We start from the raw sequence: 20,972 nt of genomic DNA on the forward strand, positions 1-20,972 counted from the left end.
CGCTAACGGTTCAGCCCAGTAGCACTGAACAGGGGATTTAAGCTAAAGCCTATGCTGAGACGATGCACACGATTATTGTAGTCAATCATGCTCTCTCCGTAGCCGTAGTAGTACTGTAGATGGGCACGCACATTGTTAAAAGCAGGCCAGCTGTAGTCTATTTGAGTGCCATAGTTACCCGCACTTGGGTTGCCGCGCAGTTGCCCCGCGACCTCGTGGTTACCATTGAGTCGTTTTGCCAGGCGGATATCGCCATACCCGACAAAGCGTTCAATGTCTGGGTTGTCATCGTCGCCTTTGGACTCAGGTACGCGCCAGTGAGGAGCGAGTGAAAGTGCCCAGTCACCGCGTTGGAACGTGCTTTCTAAATAAACTCTGTTCCAACTGCGTGAGAGTGGATCCGAGCGGCCGTTAGACTGATGAATGAAGGAGAGACGATTGCGCGTATTTACCCAGCCTAATGCGTTCCAGGCGTTATCAAAATCAATAAAAATTTCAGGCTCGTAGTTAGTTTCCCGGAAGGGGGAAGAAGCATCGGTATTATAGGCTTGCCACCAGCTTCGCTGTGTGTAGGCGAAATAGACATCGCCAATGTCGCCAAACACATCCTCTGCAAGGTTGAATTTGGCGCTAAACTGAAATTTCACTTCGACGTCGTTAGGTGAAGAGTCTTCAGAAATGCTACTAAAGTTTTCAGCGTTCTGGTTGGTGCTATAACTAATCGGGAAAAGATAATTAGTTCGGTGAGTCGTAATGGCGAACGGATTACGAGTTGACTCATGCTCAAATTGGCGTCGCTCACTGAGATCCTCAAGCGCCATTTCTTCTGGAAGCAGCTGCGAACGGACTGTGGGCTCGTTTCCTGCCGGATCTTCAACATGTTGCAGCTGTTGGCGCAACTGATAAAGTTCGGTGTTGAGCGCGCGGATACGAGCTTCAATTTCCTCGCGTGTCTCTGCAACGGCGCTTTCAGTGCCTAGCAAAACAATTAAACTTGTTAACAGCAGTTTTCGAATGACCATCAAAATGGCTCGCAAATAAATAAAAGGCAGTTATCAGAGTCTCTTCTATACACGCCACTCGCGTAAGTCAACTCCCCCTGTGCGTCAAACGCGTTAGATTGCGTAAGAAGCCAGAACGCCTGACAATGGCAATCTTCCTGATTGGAGTAGTATACATGTCGATGAGGCATATCTAACGTGGTCAAAAATGCACTGAAAGCACTTCCATGGCTCTTCCTTATTTATCTATTGTTAACCATTCCTGGTGCCGTATACGCTCAGGCTGCGTTGCTTGATCAAGTCCCTTCTGAGGAGCAGCTATCTGAGCGATTAGCGGAACTTGAGTCTCAGGAAAGCGAGCTAACCACCGAGCAAAGTCAGGTGAAGGAAGCTTTATCGGCTGCGTTGCAAAGCTATGAACGCCTTCGCGCGGTTGAAGAGCGCATTGAGGCGTTAGAGCAACGGGTTGTCCAAGCGCCCGACATATTGCTTCGCCTAGAGCGTGAGCTAAACGAGGCGGAAGAACAAAGCCGACAGTTATCAGTGGATAATCTTAGTGATATGCCGCTGAATGAGCTGGAAATGCAGCAGGCAGAAGCGGTGGTAGAGCTCCAGCAGCTTCAAAGCCAATTAGCCGAAGCTAACTCTCAGCTATTGGCCGCGCAAACACTGCCTGAGCGTGCTCAGCAAGCAATTTCAGATGCTTTGCAGCGAGCTGAAAATTTACGACGCCAGTCTGATGAGCGAGAAGCCTTGCTGGGTGATCGTCAGCTATCGGCACGCCACGATGCGCAATTAATTCAGTGGCGCATTGAGCGAGCCCTTGCAGAACAGGAAGTAAACCTGAATCAGCGTGAACTAAGCGCCAACAGTCGGCTGCGAGAGTTGGCTCAGGAGCGCCGGGAACTCATTGAGCTTCAAATAGACCAGCAGGAGCAGCAGCTTAATTTATTGCAAGGCGTCATTGATCGCCAGCGGCGGCTTCAATCCGAACAGGCTATTGCCGACGCAGCAAAGAATGATCCACTGATCGCTGAAGGACACCCTGTGGTGCTCAATGCTCAGCAAACGAACCAAGCGCTGAGCCTTGAACTGTTGCGAACGACGGATAGAGCGAATGGCATTATACGTGAAAATATTGAGGCCCAGCGCCAGTTGGATCATGTGCGGCAACTTCAGCGAAGCCTGAACGAACAAATTGATGCTATTCGTGGTAGCCAATTGTTGTCGCGTATTCTTAGAGAACAGCGCCAGTCGTTACCTTTAGTCGCGCCAAGGCGTGATTTGCAAGATGAAATTGCCGATTTGCGTCTCAAGCAGTTTGATTTGATTCGGCAGCGTGATCAATTGCGTCAAAGTGATCGCTTGGCAGCCCAGCGTTTGCAGGAAGCTGGGGTTGATGTCACGCCTGGATTGGTGGACTCACTGACGCGACTTTACCAGTCACGCCGTGAATTGGTAGAGCAGCTTGAACAGTCTTACAGCAGTCTGCTGAGTGCCGCTATTGAGCTTAAACTTAATCAACAACAGCTATTAGAGACGACGCGAGATTTACGGGCGACCATTGATGAACAGCTATTCTGGGTAGCTAATAGTCGTCCTCTAGATTTCAATTGGTTACGACAAATTCCCCACAGCCTTCAACTGGAGTGGCGAGAAGGCGAGTGGCGGGCGGTTTTGCCCTCTCAGTGGAAAGGTTTTTCTTGGAGAATGCTGATTGGCACGCCGCTTATTTTGCTTGGCGTGGTTCTGGTTGGGCTGCGCCGGCGAATTAAAGCACAGCTTGCGCTCATTCACTCACAAATTGGTCGACTGAAAAGTGATACTCAGTTGCATACCACCAAGGCGGTGCTGCTAAATGCTCTTCTTGCGTTGCCTGGGCCGTTGGGATTGGCAGGTATTGGCATAGGCCTAAGTGAGGCTGAAGGTGCACTGGCAAGCAGTGTTTCGCCAGCGCTTCTGCAACTGGCGCTTAGTTGGGTTGTCGTGGCCTGGGGCCGTCGGCTCCTCGTTCATGATGGGGTTGCTGAGCGCCATTTCACCTGGGCTCCTGCTTATACAGCGCGGCTGCGTAAGCTGCTGGGTGGTTTCGGACTAGCGTTAGCGCCAGTGGTCGTTATTGCCGCGCTCTCTGGACAAATGGAAACACCGCTGGCGTTGCGCCCAGTAGCGATAGGGCTTTTTGCCGCGGGCTTGGTGGCAATGAGCTGGTGGTTGGCACTATTAATCCTGGCCCATGTGCCATTTTTCGGTGTACGACTCTTTCGGTTGGTGTTAGGTCTAGCAATGGCTTCAGTGCCGCTAGTACTCCTTGGGCTTGTGGTGTGGGGATATGAGTATACGGCGTTGCGGCTGGTTGCTCGCTTTGCAATCACCCTTTACCTGTTGGGCTTGTGGGTCGTCGTTGAGGCCACTGTCGTGCGTAGTTTAGCCGTTGCAGCACGGCGGCTAGCTTATCGACGAGCGCTCGCTAGACGTCGTGCTCAAGTACAAGAAGGCGCAGAAGGTGGGGCGGAGGTCGTTGAAGAGCCACCTTTGGATATGGAGAAAATTAACTCTCAGTCGCTACGCTTATCAAAGTTGATTTTGTTGATTGGCTTCAGCGCCCTGCTGTATCTGGTGTGGGCAGACCTGCTGGCGGTACTGAGTTATTTAGACCAAGTTTCAATATGGGATGCACAAGAGGGTAACCTGGTTGGAGACGCACTATCGATTTCCGATGTGTTTACCTCGCTACTTGTGATTGCCATCACGTTTATTATGGCGCGTAACTTGCCTGGCTTGTTGGAAGTAATGGTGCTTTCACGCTTGTCATTAAAGCAGGGTAGTGCTTATGCCATTAGTTCTCTGCTTTCTTATACCATTGTTGGTACTGGCGTAGTGATGGCGTTGGCCACTCTGGGTGTTTCCTGGAATAAATTGCAGTGGTTGGTGGCGGCGCTGAGTGTGGGGTTAGGTTTTGGTCTTCAGGAAATATTCGCCAACTTTATTTCTGGCTTGATCATTCTGTTTGAGCGACCAATTCGGATTGGTGACACTATCACGCTGGGTAATCTTCATGGCACGGTAAGCAGGATTCGCATCCGAGCGACTACCGTGACCGACTTTGACCGAAAAGAAATTATCATACCGAATAAAACGTTTGTGACGGACCAGCTCATTAACTGGTCGTTGTCGGATAACGTGACCCGCGTGGTGCTGACCTACGGTGTTGCTCATGGGTCTGATCTGCCTTTAGTGCATAAATTGCTGCGCCAGGCTGCCGACGAAAATGAACGAGTGTTAGAAGACCCCGAACCTCAGGTTTTCTGCCTTAACTACGGGCCGCACAGCCTGAATTTTGAGCTGCGCATTTTCGTTAACGATTTGCTTGACCGCCTGTTTGCGGCTGACGAAGTTAACTGCCGGGTCGACGAGCTGTTCCGTGAAGCGGGCGTTAAGGTGGCCTTCGAGCAGATGGACGTGTGGCTGCACCGCGACCGAGGCGAGTCGGTTAAAGTGCAGTCAGCTAACCGACTGCCTCCTGCTAACCTAAGCTAATAACTAGGTTAGCATCGGGGGGGCTTGTGTTTAAGTACTGGTTTTTAAACGCTTGGTTCTCCATGTTTGGTGGCGAACAGTAAAAACTCCCGATTACCGTCACCACCGGTAATCGGGCTTTCCTGCCAGTGACTAATGACTAAGCCGCACTCTGTACAAGCATCACGTATCTTTTGTTCTACGTCTGCATAGTGGCTAGCGTTACGCACGATGCCACGCTTATCCAGTGAGCCTGGTGCTAACTCAAACTGTGGCTTTACCAATGAGAGTAGTTGCCCTCCAGAGGAGAGAAGGGAGGCGATCTCAGGCAAAATCAGGGTTTGCGAGATGAACGAAACGTCCATCACGGCTATATCGATAGGGTGTTTAGCCACGGCGTGTTGAAGGACTGTCGATGATGCCATGTGACGAGCATTTAAGCCTTCAAGACACGTGACTCTCGGGTCATCACGTAAGCACTCGGCTAGCTGGGTATGCCCGACTTCAACACCGATAACATGTCGGGCGCCAAATTGAAGTGAGCAATCGGTAAAGCCTCCCGTTGATTGGCCAACGTCTAACACGTTGCACCCTTCCAGGCGCATGTTTAGAGCGTTAAGAACGCCCTCTAATTTTAATCCTGCCCGGGAAACGTAACGCTCCTCCGGGTCTTCATCAATATGAAGCGGAGTATCCAGCGGCCATTTTTCAGATGGTTTTACGAGTGGCGTGCCATCTTGAAGAAACACGCGACCGTTGCGAATTAATCGCTGCGCGCGTGTACGTGAACTGGCCAGCCCTTGGCTGACCAATAATTGGTCTAATCGTGTTAGTTGAGTCATCGTCGTCAATATGGCGGTTATTAAACGCTGCTAGCGAGTCTCGCTACGGAGTATGTGGCCCTTTGTCTGCCTGCAGTTCGGTAGGGGGTAAGCGGCTAGCTCCCCAGCTGCGATGCAGATAGCCTTTTACAGATTCAAGTTCTTCTTCCGTTACTGTGGCCAGCTCGCCACGCTCCAACGGATCAAAGTGGTAAATATATAATCGAGACGTGAACTGTGCGAAGGGGAGCGAGGCTTCGCCAAAGCGTTCTCCGTTACCTGAGGTGCTAACTTTAACGCCGTCTCCCCAATCTTGGCCGCTGTCGTTATTGGGGTTGTAAAAATAGATCCTCATCACATCGTTGGGATCTAACGAGGCGCGCAAAATGGTAATTGCATGCCAACCAATAAACCGGGCAGCACTGTCAGTGACGGCAATGCCAGCAGGCTGAGGATGAATTAGCGGTTGGTTGCCATTGTAGTAAGGGTGATAGCTGGCGTAGAAGTGACGAATAAAGCTATCCACACCGCGAAGTTGGCCGGAGGCAACATCAACGTTGATGCTAAAGCCCCGACCTGACCACCACCCGTGAAATTCTGGGTTAACCCAGCGATGGGGGTCGCCTTCGCGGCCAATGCAGCGCCTGCCCATCTCCGCGTAAATACGGTCAAGATGGGGGACAACGATCAACGAGGCTGGGTCAAGATCCATCGGAAGCTCGGAGGCAACGCCTGAGGCGCTCTCCATTGAAGAGATTGGCTGACCCTCGAAATGCATAATGATTTCATCATCACGCGCAGCCCAAGCCACCATTTGCAGTAGATAGTCAGGGTCGTTATAAGCCCACATAGAAAGCGCTCTCGCTGACTGGCAGGTAGGGTTGTTGCCCTGTCCTACACCCAGCGGCAGTCCTAACATGCAAAGCACACCTTCAATTAAACGTGCGCGGGGTGATGCATCTTCACCATAGGCAAGATTCAAGCGTGCTTCTGACCACTCTGAAAGCTTTAGATTTAGCTGCCGCCACATCGCTGGAGCAACCGGGGGCTGATAGAGAATGCCCCGTTCAAGTAGCAGTGCCAAGCCATACACTGCTTGGGCGGTGGCGGGATAAACACCCCCGCGAATCAGTGCATGCACCAGCTCGCGATAGCAGAGTAGACAGTCGCGCCCCGTCGAAGAGAGACCTAATGCCTCTGATAGAAGGTGGTCGCCCTCTTCGAGTAGATAGCGCATCAGTATCGTGTGATAGGGCGATACCAGCCCTGTGTCATGCATCGCACGAGCGAAGCCAGTGGATTCCGCTTGCAAAGCCGCGTTATCCATACGTTCCAGTCGTTCACGGTACAGCTCAACGCCGGGGTCTTCACGACAAGCTTGGGTTGGTCCGAAAAGCGAGCTAACCAGCCTGTCAGCCCCTTGACCACTTGCCCCCAAATCAATTGCTGGATTAACTTGGCACAGCGCAATTTGGGTGATCATCTGTTTTATGGCGTCAACCTGAATAGGGCGCTGTTTTAAAATGCGCCATATTTCATCAATCAGTTGATCAATAACGTGTTCGTAGCCAATTCGGTCGGCTAGGTGTTGAAACAGTTGCCTGGGAATAGTCGCTAATCGACCCTGGGTTTCCCGTTCGGCTTCGCTAGGTGCGTTAAATAACAGCCACAGATTGATGGCCATTACTTGGGTTAAATAGTGGTGTGCATGCTCTTGGGATACCAGAGCATGTAAGTAATCACCTTTGGCGACTGCTAAAAGTCGCAGCTCACTCAGCGCCTCAATAACGACCACATTGGCGTCAGGGCTTTTCAGAGAGAACGTTGTGAGGGTAGGTACTAGGAACTGTGGGGTTTCCCAGTCTGAGCCTGCAAACACACCGGCGGATTCAAAATCCGCCGCGCGTGCTTCGAGGGCAGCGCAGCCGCCCTCCTGCATCAAGATTCGGCGCGCAGTATCCATTACGCGGGGCAGTTTCGCCGGTTTAGAAAAAGCAGGCGCCTGCGAAAGCAGGCGCACTGCATCATCAAATTTGCTCAGCAATCCATTGAGCTTGCCATCTTCAGTTGAAGATGCCTCTTGATTGATCGTCACATTGACTCCTTATCCCAGCCGAGGCAGAGATTATACATAGAAGTCGAGGTCTTCTTGGCGTTTAAGCAGATCACGCAGTGTGTGTGCGTCTTCGCCTTTAAAGTAGACCAAGCCCCAGTGGGTACCAAACGCCGTACGTTTAGTGACGGTTTCTTCAACCGGTGATGTCAGCTCGTGGGATTCAAAATAGGGGTGATCCTCTGTTTCTTCAGGAATCTCCAGGCGGCTAACAACCCGGCGGCGGGGATAAACGCCAAAGCAGCCCGCAAACCCATCTGCATCCACCACTTCTTTGGGAAAGAAAGCAGCGACTTCTTCTTTTGTGCTTTTAGGATCGAATACCAGCATAGACGCCTGATAGGCGTTAAATCCGTAAACCCGCTCGAGAAGTTCGAAGACTTTAAAGCCGGGTGGGCGGTAAGCGACTTCGCCAAAGTACATTTCACCGTCGCTGGTGACAAAGTACTCGGGATGAATGAGACCGAATTCAATATCAAACGCTTTGATCAGCTTTTCGATTTGTGCCGTAATCTGTTCGCGGTATTTTTCAAGCTCTGGAGACGCGGGCACAAATACTGAGTAGCCAAGTGTGACGTACTCTGAAATATTCAGGAAAGCGATTTTGCCATCGTGAATCCACGCTTCTACGGCGAATTCCCAGCCGTCTAAGTGAGACTCCATCAGCACAGGGAATTCTTCGTCCGGAATAGTATCGACTTCATCCGGTGTGCGAATAACGCGGTGGCCAAGACAGCCAGCCTTATCGAACGCCTTCAGGTGGATAGGGTCGTTGGGGTCGCCATCCAACTTGAGTAGCGTCTGATTAACGCGTTTAAGAAAGCGCACTACGTCATCTTTATCGTGGGCTTCTTCGAAAATACCCACGCGAATGCCACCAAGCTGGGCGCGGCGCTTCATCAATGCTTTGTCGCGAAGCAACAGCGATTGCCCGTAAATACGTGGATTGTCGAGTAGCACTGAATTAATAGCGCCTGCCCACTCAACGGTTTCCTCATAGAGCGGGATAGCGACGTCGACGCCTTTTTCTTTCAGCGTTTCAGCAATTTCGATGGAGCGATCATTGAGACGCTCAAAATTCCAGGGAACGTAGGGGATGTCATGTTTCTGGCAGTACTCCTCGGCCCAATCGGGTGCAACCACGATGTAGCGGCGGTCAAAATTCTCAGCCGCTTCGATCGCATTGAGGCTCCAACCTAGTAGGGCGATATAGCCCTTATTGGGATCCTTTTGCATGACGGTGACTCCTGTGGGTGAGTGAATAAAGTTGCCATACCACTTACTTCACCATACACGATAGGGCCTTCCGTCGGCTAATTAGCAGCCTCTGAAGGTGAAAGTAGCCAAAAATAAGCGCTTTTGAGGGTGGCATACTAAAGAGCAAACCCCTGAGTATGTTAGGCTAGGCTCCTTAACATTATGTTCAAGTGGCAAGAGGAATAGGCCAAGATGGCGGCCAAGCCGATCTACCGTGTGGTGGTTCACCAGCAGGGTGAAATATGGGATTTATACGTCAGAGAAATCTTTCAAAGCGAACTCTGGGGCTTTATTGAAGTCGAGGAGTTTGTCTTTGACGATGCGTCGCGGGTTGTTGTTGATCCAGGGGCGGAAAAGCTACAGCGTACCTTTGAAGGTGTTAAGCGCAGCTATCTGCCGCTTAACGCCATTGTGCGTATTGATGAAGTAGAACGTGAAGGCCCTTTGAAAGCAGTTAAAAGCGATGCTCGCGTCGCAGAGTTTCCTCGTCCCTTTCCATTGCCGCCTCGTGGAGAAGGGTAAGCGCCTAGACAAGCGCACCGCTTTGAGCGATACGCGCGACGGCTTCGTCTGCCCCGCGCGTTTTTACAATCAGGACATGACGTCATGCAAGTAAATAAACTTCGTAGTAGTTGTTACGCCACTGCCGTTGGCGTGTTGTTGAGTATCGGAGGAGCTCCTGCATTTGCCCAGTCTGATAACCAAGCTTGGGTAAGCGATGAGTTAAGCACGTATGTGCGTAGTGGCCCCACCGATGGTTATCGCATTGTGGGAACGTTAAATGCGGGTGAGCAGGTCGAGACGCTTGAAACAAGCGGCGATTATACTCGCGTACGTAGTAATAGCGGCGATACGGTGTGGGTACTCAGTAGCGAGCTACAGCAAGACCCGAGCGCCCGTGAACAGTTACCCGTACTACAAGCCCAAGTCGATGAGCTTACCCAAGAACTAGATGGTATTAACGATACTTGGGATCAGCGTGTTTCTTCTATGACGGAAACACTTGATATTCGTGAAAAGCGGATCGTCGAGTTAGAAGCGCGTAACCACGAGCTTGATAGTGAAGCAGAGCAGTCTCGCCAGCAGGTGCGTGCCTTACAGGCGCGTCTAGACACCCAGGAAGAAGATCTGCTGATGCGCTATTTCATGTACGGCGGTGGGGTTGCCGGCGCTGGGTTATTAGTGGGTCTGATTGTCCCCCATCTGCCGCGTCGTCGTAAAAAGAGAGACCGCTGGTTTTAAAGCGACGTAAAAAACAAACGTTTTGTGTAAATTTCGAGCACGAGGTGGCCGCAATGGAAAACCCCTGGCGCCAACGTTGGCAAGAGGGACGTATTGGCTTTCATTTGTCCGATACACACCCGGCGCTTGTCCAGTACTGGCCTACGCTTAATGTGACGCCTGGGGCCAAAGTACTTGTGCCGTTATGCGGAAAAAGCCTGGATATGCGTTGGCTAGCAGATGAAGGGCACCCCGTGTTGGGGATCGAGTTGGCTCCTGAAGCAATAGAGCAGTTTCTGGCCCAGCGCAATGCGAGTGTATCGCGCTATACCCAGGCAGGTTTTAATGTCTCACGCCAGGGTAGCGTTGAATTGTGGTGCGGTGATTTTTTTCACTTGCATATCAAGCAGGCAGCAGAAGTGGGCGCATTTTATGACCGAGCTTCATTAATTGCACTGCCTCCGGCTACTCGAGAGCGCTATGCCTTCCACCTTGCCCAATTAGTGCCGCCTGGTGCTAAAGGGTTATTAGTGGGGTTAACTCACGATGAAGACAATGCAGGCCCGCCTTACAGTGTGCCCAACAGTGAAATTGAGCATTTGTTTATGCCCAACTTCCGTGTTGAACTGGTTGAGAATAGAGAGGTTGATGAGCGGGGACGCAGAGAAAGCGTTTGGGTTCTGGAGCGTCGTGGCCCGCACCTATAAATCTGCCCGTAAAGCGGGCAGATGTTCTCAGAATAAGCTATCAGGATAAAACTGTTTAGCGAGCGAGTAAGCGGCCCAGCTCTGGGTCACTAAACGCACGATTTAAACCATCACTTAACAAATCGTTTAGCATGCGTGTATTGGCATCTTCGCCGGGCTTGATGGCATACCCTTGGGTGCGTCGCGAGGTGTAAGTGCCGGTATACGTCGTGCCTTTATTCTGGGCGATTGCCCGAAAAACCCCTTCAATACGCGCTTCGCCGACTAGCGGCTGTCCGCTGTTACCTCTGGCATAGTTAAGGCTTGCAAGTTCAAGAGTAATGCTCGGGCGGCCTTGGGCAGCATCGCGAGTAGGAGTGAACCCCATATCGCGTACAGCGCGTTCTGCTTCGGCTTGCAACTGCGGAATGAGCTCATGACTACTCACGGTAATCTGCGCGGTAGACATACTGCCACCTGAGCGTGTTCCAATCACTTCACTTTCCCTGGCATCAGCAGCTATCACTGTGACTTGCTGGCCAGAGCCTGTCTGCGGCACGCTGGCGCTGCGCTCTGGGCTTAGCTGTAGGTACTGAGGGCTAGCGCAGGCTGCTAGCAAAACGCTGGTAAGCAGCGCACCAGAGAGGTGTAAAAAATGGCGCCGACGCATGGTCTTCCTCCGCTATGGCTAAAACGTCAGTATAACGCGGGTAGTGTGCTGGCGGTATGTTCTGGTGGCGTGGGTTGTGCCATCGCTTTCAACGCCGTGTCGGGAGAAGCGCCGTCAGCGATATCGAACAAATGCGTTAGGCTGTTTTTTGCTGTCTTCATAGTGAGTACAACATAGGCATAGCGATGACGTTCACAGATCTGTTTGAAAACGACGACATGAAGTTGATTAACCTGCTTCCACAAGATGGAGCGGTCTATTATCACGGTAAAATTCTAGAGACGGCCACTGCCGATATATATCTAGCTAAATGTCGGGGCGAACTAAGCTGGGAGCATGATCGAGCGTTTATTTATGGAAAAGAGATCGTTACTAAGAGGAAAATAGCCTGGTATGCGGATGAGCCTATCTCTTATACCTACTCTGGATATACGAAGATGGCGTCAGTATGGCCTGGTTTTTTACAAGAGATTAAGCAGGTAGTGGAGAGTAGCTGCGGTGAAGTATTTAATTCGTGCTTGTGTAACTTCTATAGTTCAGGCGCGGAAGGTATGAGTTGGCACAGTGATGCTGAAAAAGACCTGGTTGAGAATGGTGTGATTGGAGCGTTGAGCCTAGGTGGCGAAAGGAGATTTTCGTTTAAACATAAAAAAACAGGGGAGAGTGTATCGCTTAATCTAGAGCACGGTAGTCTGTTGGTGATGAAAGGTACCACGCAGCAAAACTGGCTACATAGCCTGCCTAAAACCAAGAAAGATAGTGAGCCGCGGGTGAGCCTAACGTTTAGGCAAATGCGCTAACCAGCTGTTGATACAGGCTGATGGCTTATCTGTCGCGAGTGAAAGAAAGGTAGGAGGTGGCAGCTCTAAATCGGTCGCGAACTAAAGCTGCCCTCTGCTTGTACCGTTGTTTGGTATGCCCTAAGCGGCGCGACTTTGCTCCGTCACTTTTGGCTCTGTTGCGGGGAAACGGTGCCATTGCCGTGGATGGACGAAGAGGCGTTGCCCACGGCGCATCTGAAGCTGCTCAAAATCAGCATGGCGCACTGTTGCAAGCCACGGCTTAGCCAGCCAGTCGGCTTCCAGCTCAACACGCACTTCAGCACCTACCGGTGAAATGGCCGTAACGGTCACCGGCAGATGACTCTCTGCACTAGGCTGCTGGGCAAGGCGCACTTCATGAGGGCGTAGCAATAGCTCTTCGTCACCGTCAGGCAAGTCAACAGTGAGATGAGCGTCACCGCAGGTGAGCACACCTTGGTGTACTTTGCCTTCTAAGTGGTTAACGTCGCCAAGGAATTCAAATACAAAACGATTTTTGGGCGAACGATAGAGCGTTTCAGGCGTATCAATTTGCTCGATACGTCCGTTACTCATCACCACTACACGATCAGAAAGCTCCAGCGCTTCTTCTTGGTCGTGGGTAACAAACACACTGGTAAAGTTAAGTTCTTCATGCAGGCGGCGTAACCAGCGTCGTAGGTCCTGGCGCACCTTGGCATCCAGCGCACCAAATGGCTCATCCAAAAGCAATACGTCAGGCTCAACGGCCAGGGCGCGTGCAAGTGAAACACGTTGCTGCTGGCCGCCAGAGAGCTGGGCAGGCAAACGGTTAGCTAGATGCTGCAGCTGAACCATTTCCAGCAGCCTAAAGACACGGGCACGAATCTCGCCGTTGGATGGGCGGCGCTTTTTGGGCATCACGGTTAACCCAAAGGCTACATTGTCGTACACGCTCATATGGCGGAAGAGAGCGTAGTGCTGGAAAACAAATCCAATGCGGCGATCGCGAACGTGAACATTGGTCACATCGCGGTCGCCGAACAGTATTTTACCGGGTTGAGGAGAGCGGTCAGCGCTCTCCAAGCCGGCAATAATACGTAGAAGTGTGGTTTTTCCTGAGCCAGACGGGCCAAGCAGGCCGACTAGTTCGCCTTCATGAATGTCCAGATTGATCGGCTCAAGCGCTTGGGTATTGGCAAAGTGCTTGGCGATGTTCTGTAGGCGAATACTCATAAAAATGCCTCCTGGCGCGCTGCGCGCCATTCCAGGCCTGCCTTGGCCGCAAGGGTTAACAGGGCAATAAGGGCCAGCAGCGCGGCGCTAGCAAACGCGCCCACCGCGTTGTAATCCTGATAAAGCTGCTCTAGATGCAGCGGTAAGGTGTTGGTCTTTCCGCGAATAGCCCCGGCGACCACCGAAACGGCACCAAATTCACCCACGGCACGCGCGTTGGTGAGGATGATCCCGTAGAGCAGTGCCCAGCGAATGTTAGGTAGCGTGACACGCCGGAAGGTGGTCCAGCCGCCAGCGCCGAGGGTCACGGCGGCTTCTTCTTCTCGGGAACCTTGGGCCTGCATAAGCGGAATGAGTTCGCGGGCCACAAACGGGCAGGTCACGAAAATAGTTACCATTAAAATGCCGGGCCAAGCGAACATCAGTTGAATATCGTGGGCATCTAGCCAACTGCCAATCCAACCGTTACGGCCATATAGCAACAGATAGATAAGCCCAGCCACTACGGGGGAAACGGCAAATGGAATATCGATCAGCGTTTGTAAAATACGCCGGCCTGGGAAACTGAAGCGGGTAACCAGCCACGCCAAGGCGACACCAAATACTAGGCAAATCGGTATGGTTAAAAACGCAATGACGAGCGTCAGGCCAATCGCGTGCAGGGTGAACGTATTGCTAACGTTGGCCCAAAAGACCATCACGCCTTGGGAGAAGGCTTGGGCAAAAATTGCCACCAAAGGTAGCAGCAAAAATAGCGCTGACAGCAACAGAGCGGCGCCAATGAGTAAACGCCGCACAGCGGCTGCATCACCTATCCGGCGCATTAGCCTGTTCCTCCATGCAAGCGGCGCACAAAGCGGCCTTGCCAAATATTGATCACCAACAGCAGTGCCAGTGACACAAAGAGCACGACGGAGGCAATTGCGGAGGCACCAGCGTAGTCATACTCCTGCAGTTTGACGAAAATCATCAGAGCAGTGATTTCGGTTTCGTAGGGCATATTGCCCGCGATAAAAATAATCGCCCCGAACTCACCTAACGAGCGCACAAAGGCTAGCCCAGTGCCAGTAACGAGAGCTGGCCACAGATGCGGCATAATCACACGCCGAAACGCCACGCCATCGGTTGCGCCAAGAGACATCGCTGCTTCATCAACTTCTGCAGGTAAATCCTCCAGCACCGGCTGTACGGTGCGTACCACAAACGGAATACTGGTAAACGCCATGGCTAGTGCAATACCTACCCAGGTGTAAGCTACTTGGAATCCTAGCGGCTCTAATAAGCTGCCCATCCAGCCGTTACCCGCATATAGCGTAGCGAGGGTAATACCTGCTACCGCTGTGGGGAGTGCAAAGGGCAGATCCATTAAGGCATCTAGCAAACGCTTGCCGGGAAACTCATAGCGAACCAGTACCCAGGCAAGTAGTAAGCCAAATACCGCATTAACCAGCGCCGCGACAGCCGCTGCTCCTATGGTGACCATGTAACTGGCCACCACACGGCCTTCGGTAATAATGGCCCAGTATTCGGCAAGGGTAAGCCCTGCCAACTGGCCAAACAGCCCGGTGATCGGGAGAAGAAGGACCAGCGAAATAAACAGGACGCTGATCCCCATAGATAGGCCAAAGCCCGGCAGCACGCGTGCGCTGCCGGACCGCCATAATGCTAGCTGGCTCATGGGGTTCCGTTAACGACGTTGCAGTTGATCAAGTAGGGCGCCGCCTTCAAAGTGGTTTTCCATTGCTTCTTCCCAACTGCCAAACACATCTTCAACTTCAAACAGTTCGGTATCAGGGAATTGATCGGCAAATTCGGCCACAACCGTTTCGTCGTGAACGCGATAGTTAAAACCTGCCAGCAAGCGCTGGGTGTCTTCTCGGTAGAGATACTCAAGGTAGCTCTGGGCAAGGTCGCTGTTGCCATTGCGCTCAGCATTTTCACCCACCACTGCAACGGGGAACTCTGCCAGAATACTGACCGGCGGCACGATGACTTCGTAGTCGTCGCTGCCGTATTCGCTACGGATGTTGTTTACTTCTGATTCAAAGCTGATCAATACGTCGCCAATGCCGCGTTCGATAAAGCTAGTGGTGGCGCCACGGCCGCCGGTATCGAACACTGCAACATTGCGCAAGAAAGTACGCATGAAGTCCTGGATTTGCTCTTCATCACCCTCAAATTCGTTCTCGGCAAATCCCCAGGCGGCTAGGTAGGTATAGCGGCCGTTGCCGGATGTTTTGGGGTTAGGGAAGACCATTTGCACGTCTTCTTTCACCAGGTCATCCCAGCTCTCAATACCTTTCGGGTTGCCTTTACGCACCAAAAACGCCGTAGTGGAGTAGTAAGGGGATGCATTATTGTCGAATGCGTCTTGCCAGTCTTCGGCCACTAGGCCTGCATCCGCAAGTACTTGAACATCCGTTACTTGGTTAAAGGTGACGACATCCGCACGCATACCTTGCATAATCGCGCGCGCTTGCGCTGAAGAGCCGCCGTGGGATTGGCTAATGGCAATCTCTTCACCGTGCTCTTCTTGCCACCACGCTTGGAATTCCGGGTTGATAGCCGAAAACAGTTCACGGGCAATATCGTAAGAGGAGTTCAGTAACTCGCGTTCTTGCGCCATCGCCGTGTTTGAAACAGCTGTGGCAGCCATAGTAGCGCCAACAGCGGTGGCTATCAGGCTGCGGCGCAGGCCAGTACGGAAAAAAGTGGATCGCGTCATTACAGGCTCCTTACATCTGGGGGCGATTTAATCGCAATGAGGATAAGGTTAAACCTGTGATTGTGGAATTACAATTATGTTTTATATTCTATTTGGGAATATGTATTTAAAGATACGCATTCATTGCTGGCTGAGCTTTAACGGCATGGAGATGGGGCTTCTTAGGTGGCTCTGGTAAGATAGGGGCCTTCCTTTTCCCCTGTTAACCTAGGAATGCACTATGAGCGCTGAGCAGGACTTCCTGATTGCCCCTTCGATTCTTTCCGCTAATTTCGCGCGTCTTGGTGAAGAGGTCGACAATGTGTTGGCCTCCGGAGCCGATATTGTCCATTTCGATGTCATGGATAATCACTATGTGCCGAACCTGACGATTGGGCCGATGGTCTGCAAAGCTCTGCGCCAGCACGGCGTGACGGCGCCTATAGACGTCCATCTAATGGTTAAACCCGTGGATCGTATGATCGGCGATTTTAGTGAGGCCGGGGCGAGTTACATTACGTTTCACCCGGAAGCTTCTGAGCATGTTGATCGCTCGTTACAGCTAATACGCGATAGCGGCTGCAAAGCAGGGCTGGTATTTAATCCGGCAACACCGCTTTCGTATCTCGATTATGTCATGGACAAAATTGATATGGTGCTGTTGATGAGCGTTAACCCAGGCTTTGGCGGTCAGTCATTCATTCCTGGCACGCTGGATAAATTGCGTGAGGCCCGGGCACGTATCGATGCCTCAGGTCGCCCGATCCGCTTAGAAATCGACGGCGGCGTTAAGGTAGATAACATTGCTGATATCGCCGCTGCGGGTGCTGACACCTTCGTCGCTGGTTCAGCTATTTTTAACGCTCACCAGTCAAGCGACCCGCACGGTTACGATAGCGTTATCCAGCAAATGCGCACCGAGTTGGCAAAGAGTAACGGCTAAGCGAAAAGCTCAATGCAATTTCATGCGGGGCTTTAAGTAGCGGTTTAACTTATCAACCAGCCATGCGAGTCCCGTTTTGGGCGCGCCATGAATAGATAGCTGATGCATTCGATAAAGTGAAGCGTAGGCTTGGCGCGCTAACCAGCCCTCTAGAAATAGCCCACGAGAGGCGGAGCTGCGCATCAAGTTTCCTACAGCATCGTAGCGGGCGAGCGACACCAGCGAACCGTGGTCACGATAAGTAAAGCTTTGCAGTGGTTTGCTATCCAGGCAGTGCATCAGGTTTTTGGCGAGTAACTTTGCCTGTTGATGAGCAGCCTGTGCCCGGGGCGGCACGGAGCTGCCTTCGCCCTGAGGGCAGTCGGCGCAGTCACCGATGGCAAAAATATAAGGATCATCCACGCTCTGCAACGTTTGGTGGACGCTAATTTGATTTTTCTTATTAGTGGTTAGGTCTAATTCAGCCAAAAATGGTGGTGCTTTGATGCCTGCTGCCCACACGTTCAGGTCTGTTTTGATAACCTCGCCGTCGCCTGTTACCAGTTGATACTGCTGAGCTTCTTGAATAGCGGTACCGACGTGAACGGTGACGCCCATACTTTCCAGTTCTTGCTGCACTGTTTCGCTAATACGCTCTGACAAACCGGGCAGCAGGCGGGGGGCAGCTTCGATGAGGTGTACGCTAATCGTTTGGTGGTCAACAGCGGTTACGCCGTAGGCGTTAAGCAAGCGCGAAGCATCTAGAAGCTCGGCAGAAAGCTCTACGCCCGTTGCGCCACCGCCTACAATGCCAATGGTCAGTTCAGCGTTTTGGCGCAGCGTTGGATCGGTATAACGCAAAAAGGTATTGATCATATCGCGCTGAAACGCTTTGGCCTGCTGAGGCGAATCAATAAAGTGGCAGTGTTCTGCAACGCCCGCTGTTCCAAAATCATTGGAAATACTGCCGAGCGCTATTACTAAATAATCGTAAGTTAGTTTTCGAGAGGGAAGGACTTCGACGCCGTCTTCATCTTTGATTGGTGCTAGGTGAATGACTTTTTGTTCGCGATCAAGGCCATTTAAAGAGCCGCGTTGGTAGCGGTAATGGTGCGCGGAAGAGTGGCCGCGGTAATCCACTTCATCCATGCTGGAGTTCAATACTCCGGTCGCGAGTTCGTGTAAAAGCGGTTTCCATACATGGGTGGCATTGCGATCTAGCAGGACAATCTCGGCGCGCTTTTTTTTGCCTAGCGTACGTCCTAAGCGTGTTGCTAGAGCAAGCCCGCCAGCGCCACCGCCGACAATCACAATTCGGGGGATGGTCATTACTTTCTCCTCGGCTAATATGGTCACAGCATAGAGCTTTCGGGCGTGGTTGGCGACGTGCTAAGTCGGTAGGATAAAAGAATAAGCTGCGATTACAGTTACTAACGGCCATTTTTTGAAAAATATTTTTGCGTAGAGTAGGGAGAAAAAGCGTGCATGCCATTTTGCAGGGTAAACGGTTAATTGCATTTGATTTAGATGGCACTTTGATTGATTCGGTCCCAGACCTAGCGATAGCGGTTCAGCGCTCGCTCAGCGATGTTGGGCTACCTGCGCCCAGCGAAGAGTTTGTGCGTGACTGGGTGGGTAATGGTGCACAGGTACTTGTCGAAAGGGCGCTAACTTGGGCGTTATCGGAGGCGCCGGGGCAGGTATTACAAACCACCGCCTATGAAGCTTTTATGCGCCATTACGGTGCTGCCCCCAATGCGCTAACCCGGCTCTACCCAGGCGTGCGAACAGCGCTGCATGATTTGCATAAGGCGGGCTATCCGCTGGTGCTGATTACCAACAAGCCTGAGCGCTTTATTGCGCCAATTCTGAGCCACTTTGATCTGCTAACGCTCTTTACACATTGCATTGGCGGCGACACGCTTGCCGAGAAAAAACCCAGCCCGCTGCCGCTACTTTATGTGGCTCAGCAGCTGGATATCCCTCCTTCGGCAAGTGTCATGGTAGGCGATTCACGCCACGATATCGCCGCAGGCAAAGCTGCTGGCTTTACTACCGTGGCGTTACCATACGGCTATAACCACGGCGAGCCAATTGAGCATAGCCAGCCTGATTTGATCATTAGCTCATTGCTGGCGTTGATGGAGTAAAACAGCCGATGTTGTTGTGCTAGGGCTACTTCTCTGCCCGTGCGCCGCCTAGGTGTTCATGCATTAATTCAGCGTTATGGCGCAGCATAGCAGGGTAGTTATAGGCGGAGCCGTCGGCATCGCTCAAGGTATCTACGTATAAAGGCCCTGCCAGCGAAAGCTCCGTTTCTCGGGCATGCGCATCCATGTGGATATAGGGTGAGGTGCTTTCATAGAACAGTGCAGGCGGGCGTTTTTGTGAAAGGTGCATGCTCATTGCTTCCATCGCCTGCGCGCTACCAATTGTCTCACTGCCAATCCCCCAAATGGCGGCGTACTCAAAACCGTAGGCACGGGCAAAGTAAGCCATGGAGGCTTCGCTGGTAGTGAGCATGCGATTCGTTTGCGGAATGCCTTCCAAGCGCTCCCTAAGTTGATGATCTAACAGCGCCAGTGCTTCACGAGTTTCAGCGGCGCGCGTGGCAAACGCCTCAGCCTGCTCGGGATAGCGTTCGATAAGCGTTTCTTCTATCACATCAACATAAGCGGCTGCCCCTTTTGGGTCCATCCACATGTGCGGATCAGCGCTGTCTCTATATTGGCCAACCGGAATCGCTAGCGGCTCATAGTCGGCACTTTCTGCAAGTGCTGTCAGCGTTAGTGAATCGTCTGCCATGGCTTCAATATGCCGTATCCATGGCTCTAGCCCATACCCGTTGTAGAAAACAATGTCAGCTTCCTCGACAGCCAGGGCATTTGGCGGTTGAAGCTCCCAGCGGTGAACATCTTCACCTGTGGGCACAATGGTTGTAATGCCGATGCTGTCGCCTGCGACACGCTTCACTAAATCTTTAATGACTGAAAACGAAGCGATGACGTTAAACGAGGTGTCTCCCAGCGCGTGAGGGCTGCTGACAGTCGTCATCAATACGAGCGTTATTATCCAGGGTGCTCGATTGTCCATGTCACGCTCCTAACGCATTAAAAAGTCGGCAGATGATAAAGACAGTCATGGCCTGTTGCCAGTTTCGTCATGCTGCCAAGTTGTTTAAACCTAGCAGGAAGGGCTAACCAGTCGCTTTCAGGATTTTTGATTACCTTGAAAAGCTCTTCATAATTTACTGATAAACTCAGTGTTTGTTCCTCACTGAAAATTACCCGAGTATTAGAAGTGCGAATGTTTTAGCCGACCCTAGGCCCTGCAAGTGGTGCTTGGGTTGGGGTATCATCCCTACCAAGGGGTTTGATTAATGTGATGGAGTAGCTGCGGCGATGGCGCAAGTGCAGGTAGTGCAACGTGTATTGATGATCGATAACTACGACAGCTTCACATTCAATATCGTCCAGTACCTGGGTGAGCTGGGTGCCGAGGTCATGACCTATCGCAACGATGAGCTTACCCTTGAACAGATTGACGCCTTAGCGCCTACTCATCTAGTCATTTCACCGGGGCCGTGTACCCCTAATGAGGCGGGCATATCGTTGGCGGCGATTGACCACTTTGCGGGTAAACTGCCTATTTTGGGGGTTTGTCTTGGGCATCAGGCGATTGGACAAGTCTACGGTGGTAAAGTGGTGCGAGCGCCCCAGGTGATGCATGGTAAAACATCTGCCGTTGTACATAGTGGGCAGGGTGTTTTTAGCGGGCTTGAAAACCCGTTAGAAGTGACCCGTTATCATTCACTCGTGGTAGACAAAACAAGCTTACCGGAGTGTTTTGAAATCACTGCCTGGACCGCAGACGATGACGTTACGCCAGGGCTGATAATGGGCTTTCGTCATCGCAGCCTGGATGTTGAAGGGGTACAGTTTCACCCTGAGTCAATACTCACGCGCCAAGGCCATGCGTTATTGGCTAACTTTTTAAAACGCGGCTGATTGCCAAATTTATACGCTTTAGGGGCTTTTCTGTTC

General features: G+C 51.8%; 20 protein-coding genes. 8 read left to right on the plus strand and 12 right to left on the minus strand.

Annotated features, from left to right (window positions below):
• Positions 1-2: 2 nt before the first annotated feature.
• Positions 3-1,022 (minus strand): phospholipase A, encoded by a 1,020-nt coding sequence (locus ACN06F_RS05785; protein WP_433924829.1) that lies wholly within the window; start codon positions 1,020-1,022, stop codon positions 3-5.
• 177 nt (positions 1,023-1,199) lie between these two features.
• On the opposite strand from ACN06F_RS05785, the gene mscK reads away from it, so the two are divergent.
• Entirely contained in the window at positions 1,200-4,541 is a 3,342-nt protein-coding gene (gene mscK, locus ACN06F_RS05790; protein WP_198350178.1) for a mechanosensitive channel MscK, read from the plus strand.
• Positions 4,542-4,585: 44 nt separating this feature from the next.
• Here the strand turns inward: mscK and ACN06F_RS05795 are convergent, their stop codons facing one another.
• From ACN06F_RS05795 to ACN06F_RS05805, 3 genes are read right to left on the minus strand one after another with little or no spacing between them, the layout of a single operon-like run.
• Positions 4,586-5,362 (minus strand): TlyA family RNA methyltransferase, encoded by a 777-nt coding sequence (locus ACN06F_RS05795; protein ID WP_433924830.1) that lies wholly within the window; start codon positions 5,360-5,362, stop codon positions 4,586-4,588.
• Positions 5,363-5,405: 43 nt separating this feature from the next.
• The gene (locus ACN06F_RS05800) at positions 5,406-7,436 is read right to left on the minus strand and encodes a hypothetical protein (protein WP_120385451.1); all 2,031 of its coding nucleotides are present in this window, start codon (positions 7,434-7,436) and stop codon (positions 5,406-5,408) included.
• 30 nt (positions 7,437-7,466) lie between these two features.
• Positions 7,467-8,690, minus strand: a complete 1,224-nt coding sequence (locus ACN06F_RS05805; protein WP_038482777.1) for an ATP-grasp domain-containing protein — start codon at positions 8,688-8,690, stop codon at positions 7,467-7,469.
• A 213-nt stretch (positions 8,691-8,903) separates the two neighbouring features.
• Here ACN06F_RS05805 and ACN06F_RS05810 point away from each other — a divergent pair, with 213 nt between their 5' ends.
• From ACN06F_RS05810 to tmpT, 3 genes are all read left to right on the plus strand, one after another.
• On the plus strand, positions 8,904-9,233 hold the full coding sequence (locus tag ACN06F_RS05810) for a DUF1820 family protein (RefSeq protein WP_009100748.1): 330 nt from the start codon (positions 8,904-8,906) through the stop codon (positions 9,231-9,233).
• 84 nt (positions 9,234-9,317) lie between these two features.
• Entirely contained in the window at positions 9,318-9,953 is a 636-nt protein-coding gene (locus ACN06F_RS05815; protein ID WP_095602292.1) for a TIGR04211 family SH3 domain-containing protein, read from the plus strand.
• A gap of 53 nt (positions 9,954-10,006) precedes the next feature.
• Entirely contained in the window at positions 10,007-10,639 is a 633-nt protein-coding gene (tmpT, locus tag ACN06F_RS05820; RefSeq protein ID WP_433924831.1) for a thiopurine S-methyltransferase, read from the plus strand.
• Positions 10,640-10,694: 55 nt separating this feature from the next.
• Here the strand turns inward: tmpT and ACN06F_RS05825 are convergent, their stop codons facing one another.
• Positions 10,695-11,288, minus strand: coding sequence for a YajG family lipoprotein (locus ACN06F_RS05825; RefSeq protein WP_095602290.1), 594 nt, complete (start codon positions 11,286-11,288; stop codon positions 10,695-10,697).
• 26 nt (positions 11,289-11,314) lie between these two features.
• Complete coding sequence (locus ACN06F_RS05830) at positions 11,315-11,449, minus strand: hypothetical protein (RefSeq protein WP_281251898.1); 135 nt, start codon at positions 11,447-11,449, stop codon at positions 11,315-11,317.
• A gap of 24 nt (positions 11,450-11,473) precedes the next feature.
• Between ACN06F_RS05830 and ACN06F_RS05835 the strand changes: the two genes are divergently transcribed.
• Complete coding sequence (locus ACN06F_RS05835) at positions 11,474-12,088, plus strand: alpha-ketoglutarate-dependent dioxygenase AlkB family protein (protein ID WP_095602289.1); 615 nt, start codon at positions 11,474-11,476, stop codon at positions 12,086-12,088.
• 120 nt (positions 12,089-12,208) lie between these two features.
• On the opposite strand, the gene ACN06F_RS05840 is transcribed toward ACN06F_RS05835, so the two are convergent.
• Genes ACN06F_RS05840 through cysP form a run of 4 tightly spaced genes read right to left on the minus strand, consistent with a single transcriptional unit; the run spans position 12,209 to position 16,028 of the window.
• Positions 12,209-13,303, minus strand: a complete 1,095-nt coding sequence (locus ACN06F_RS05840; RefSeq protein ID WP_095602288.1) for a sulfate/molybdate ABC transporter ATP-binding protein — start codon at positions 13,301-13,303, stop codon at positions 12,209-12,211.
• Positions 13,300-14,127 carry a sulfate ABC transporter permease subunit CysW gene (cysW, locus tag ACN06F_RS05845; RefSeq protein WP_095602287.1) on the minus strand — a complete coding sequence of 276 codons (828 nt, stop codon included), beginning with the start codon at positions 14,125-14,127 and terminating at the stop codon, positions 13,300-13,302. The genes ACN06F_RS05840 and cysW overlap by 4 nt, the downstream gene beginning before the upstream one ends.
• Positions 14,127-14,981, minus strand: coding sequence for a sulfate ABC transporter permease subunit CysT (gene cysT / locus ACN06F_RS05850; RefSeq protein ID WP_253487377.1), 855 nt, complete (start codon positions 14,979-14,981; stop codon positions 14,127-14,129). Before cysT ends, cysW begins: the two co-directional genes overlap by 1 nt.
• Positions 14,982-14,990: 9 nt before the next feature.
• On the minus strand, positions 14,991-16,028 hold the full coding sequence (gene cysP / locus ACN06F_RS05855; RefSeq protein WP_038482802.1) for a thiosulfate ABC transporter substrate-binding protein CysP: 1,038 nt from the start codon (positions 16,026-16,028) through the stop codon (positions 14,991-14,993).
• A 220-nt stretch (positions 16,029-16,248) separates the two neighbouring features.
• Between cysP and rpe the strand changes: the two genes are divergently transcribed.
• On the plus strand, positions 16,249-16,950 hold the full coding sequence (gene rpe / locus ACN06F_RS05860) for a ribulose-phosphate 3-epimerase (RefSeq protein WP_038482805.1): 702 nt from the start codon (positions 16,249-16,251) through the stop codon (positions 16,948-16,950).
• Positions 16,951-16,959: 9 nt separating this feature from the next.
• On the opposite strand, the gene ACN06F_RS05865 is transcribed toward rpe, so the two are convergent.
• Positions 16,960-18,258: an NAD(P)/FAD-dependent oxidoreductase gene (locus ACN06F_RS05865; protein WP_038482808.1), complete on the minus strand. Its 1,299-nt coding sequence runs from the start codon at positions 18,256-18,258 to the stop codon at positions 16,960-16,962.
• A gap of 152 nt (positions 18,259-18,410) precedes the next feature.
• Between ACN06F_RS05865 and ACN06F_RS05870 the strand changes: the two genes are divergently transcribed.
• Positions 18,411-19,079, plus strand: a complete 669-nt coding sequence (locus ACN06F_RS05870; protein WP_433924832.1) for a phosphoglycolate phosphatase — start codon at positions 18,411-18,413, stop codon at positions 19,077-19,079.
• Between the two features lie 25 nt (positions 19,080-19,104).
• Here ACN06F_RS05870 and ACN06F_RS05875 read toward each other — a convergent pair whose 3' ends face one another.
• On the minus strand, positions 19,105-20,022 hold the full coding sequence (locus tag ACN06F_RS05875) for a metal ABC transporter solute-binding protein, Zn/Mn family (RefSeq protein WP_038482814.1): 918 nt from the start codon (positions 20,020-20,022) through the stop codon (positions 19,105-19,107).
• Positions 20,023-20,330: 308 nt separating this feature from the next.
• Here ACN06F_RS05875 and ACN06F_RS05880 point away from each other — a divergent pair, with 308 nt between their 5' ends.
• A complete protein-coding gene (locus ACN06F_RS05880; protein WP_038482817.1) occupies positions 20,331-20,936 on the plus strand; it encodes an anthranilate synthase component II in 606 nt (201 codons plus the stop codon).
• The last annotated feature ends 36 nt before the right edge of the window (positions 20,937-20,972 follow it).

The organism is Vreelandella sp. 21 (assembly GCF_050995515.1).
GTDB classification, from domain to species: domain Bacteria; phylum Pseudomonadota; class Gammaproteobacteria; order Pseudomonadales; family Halomonadaceae; genus Vreelandella; species Vreelandella alkaliphila.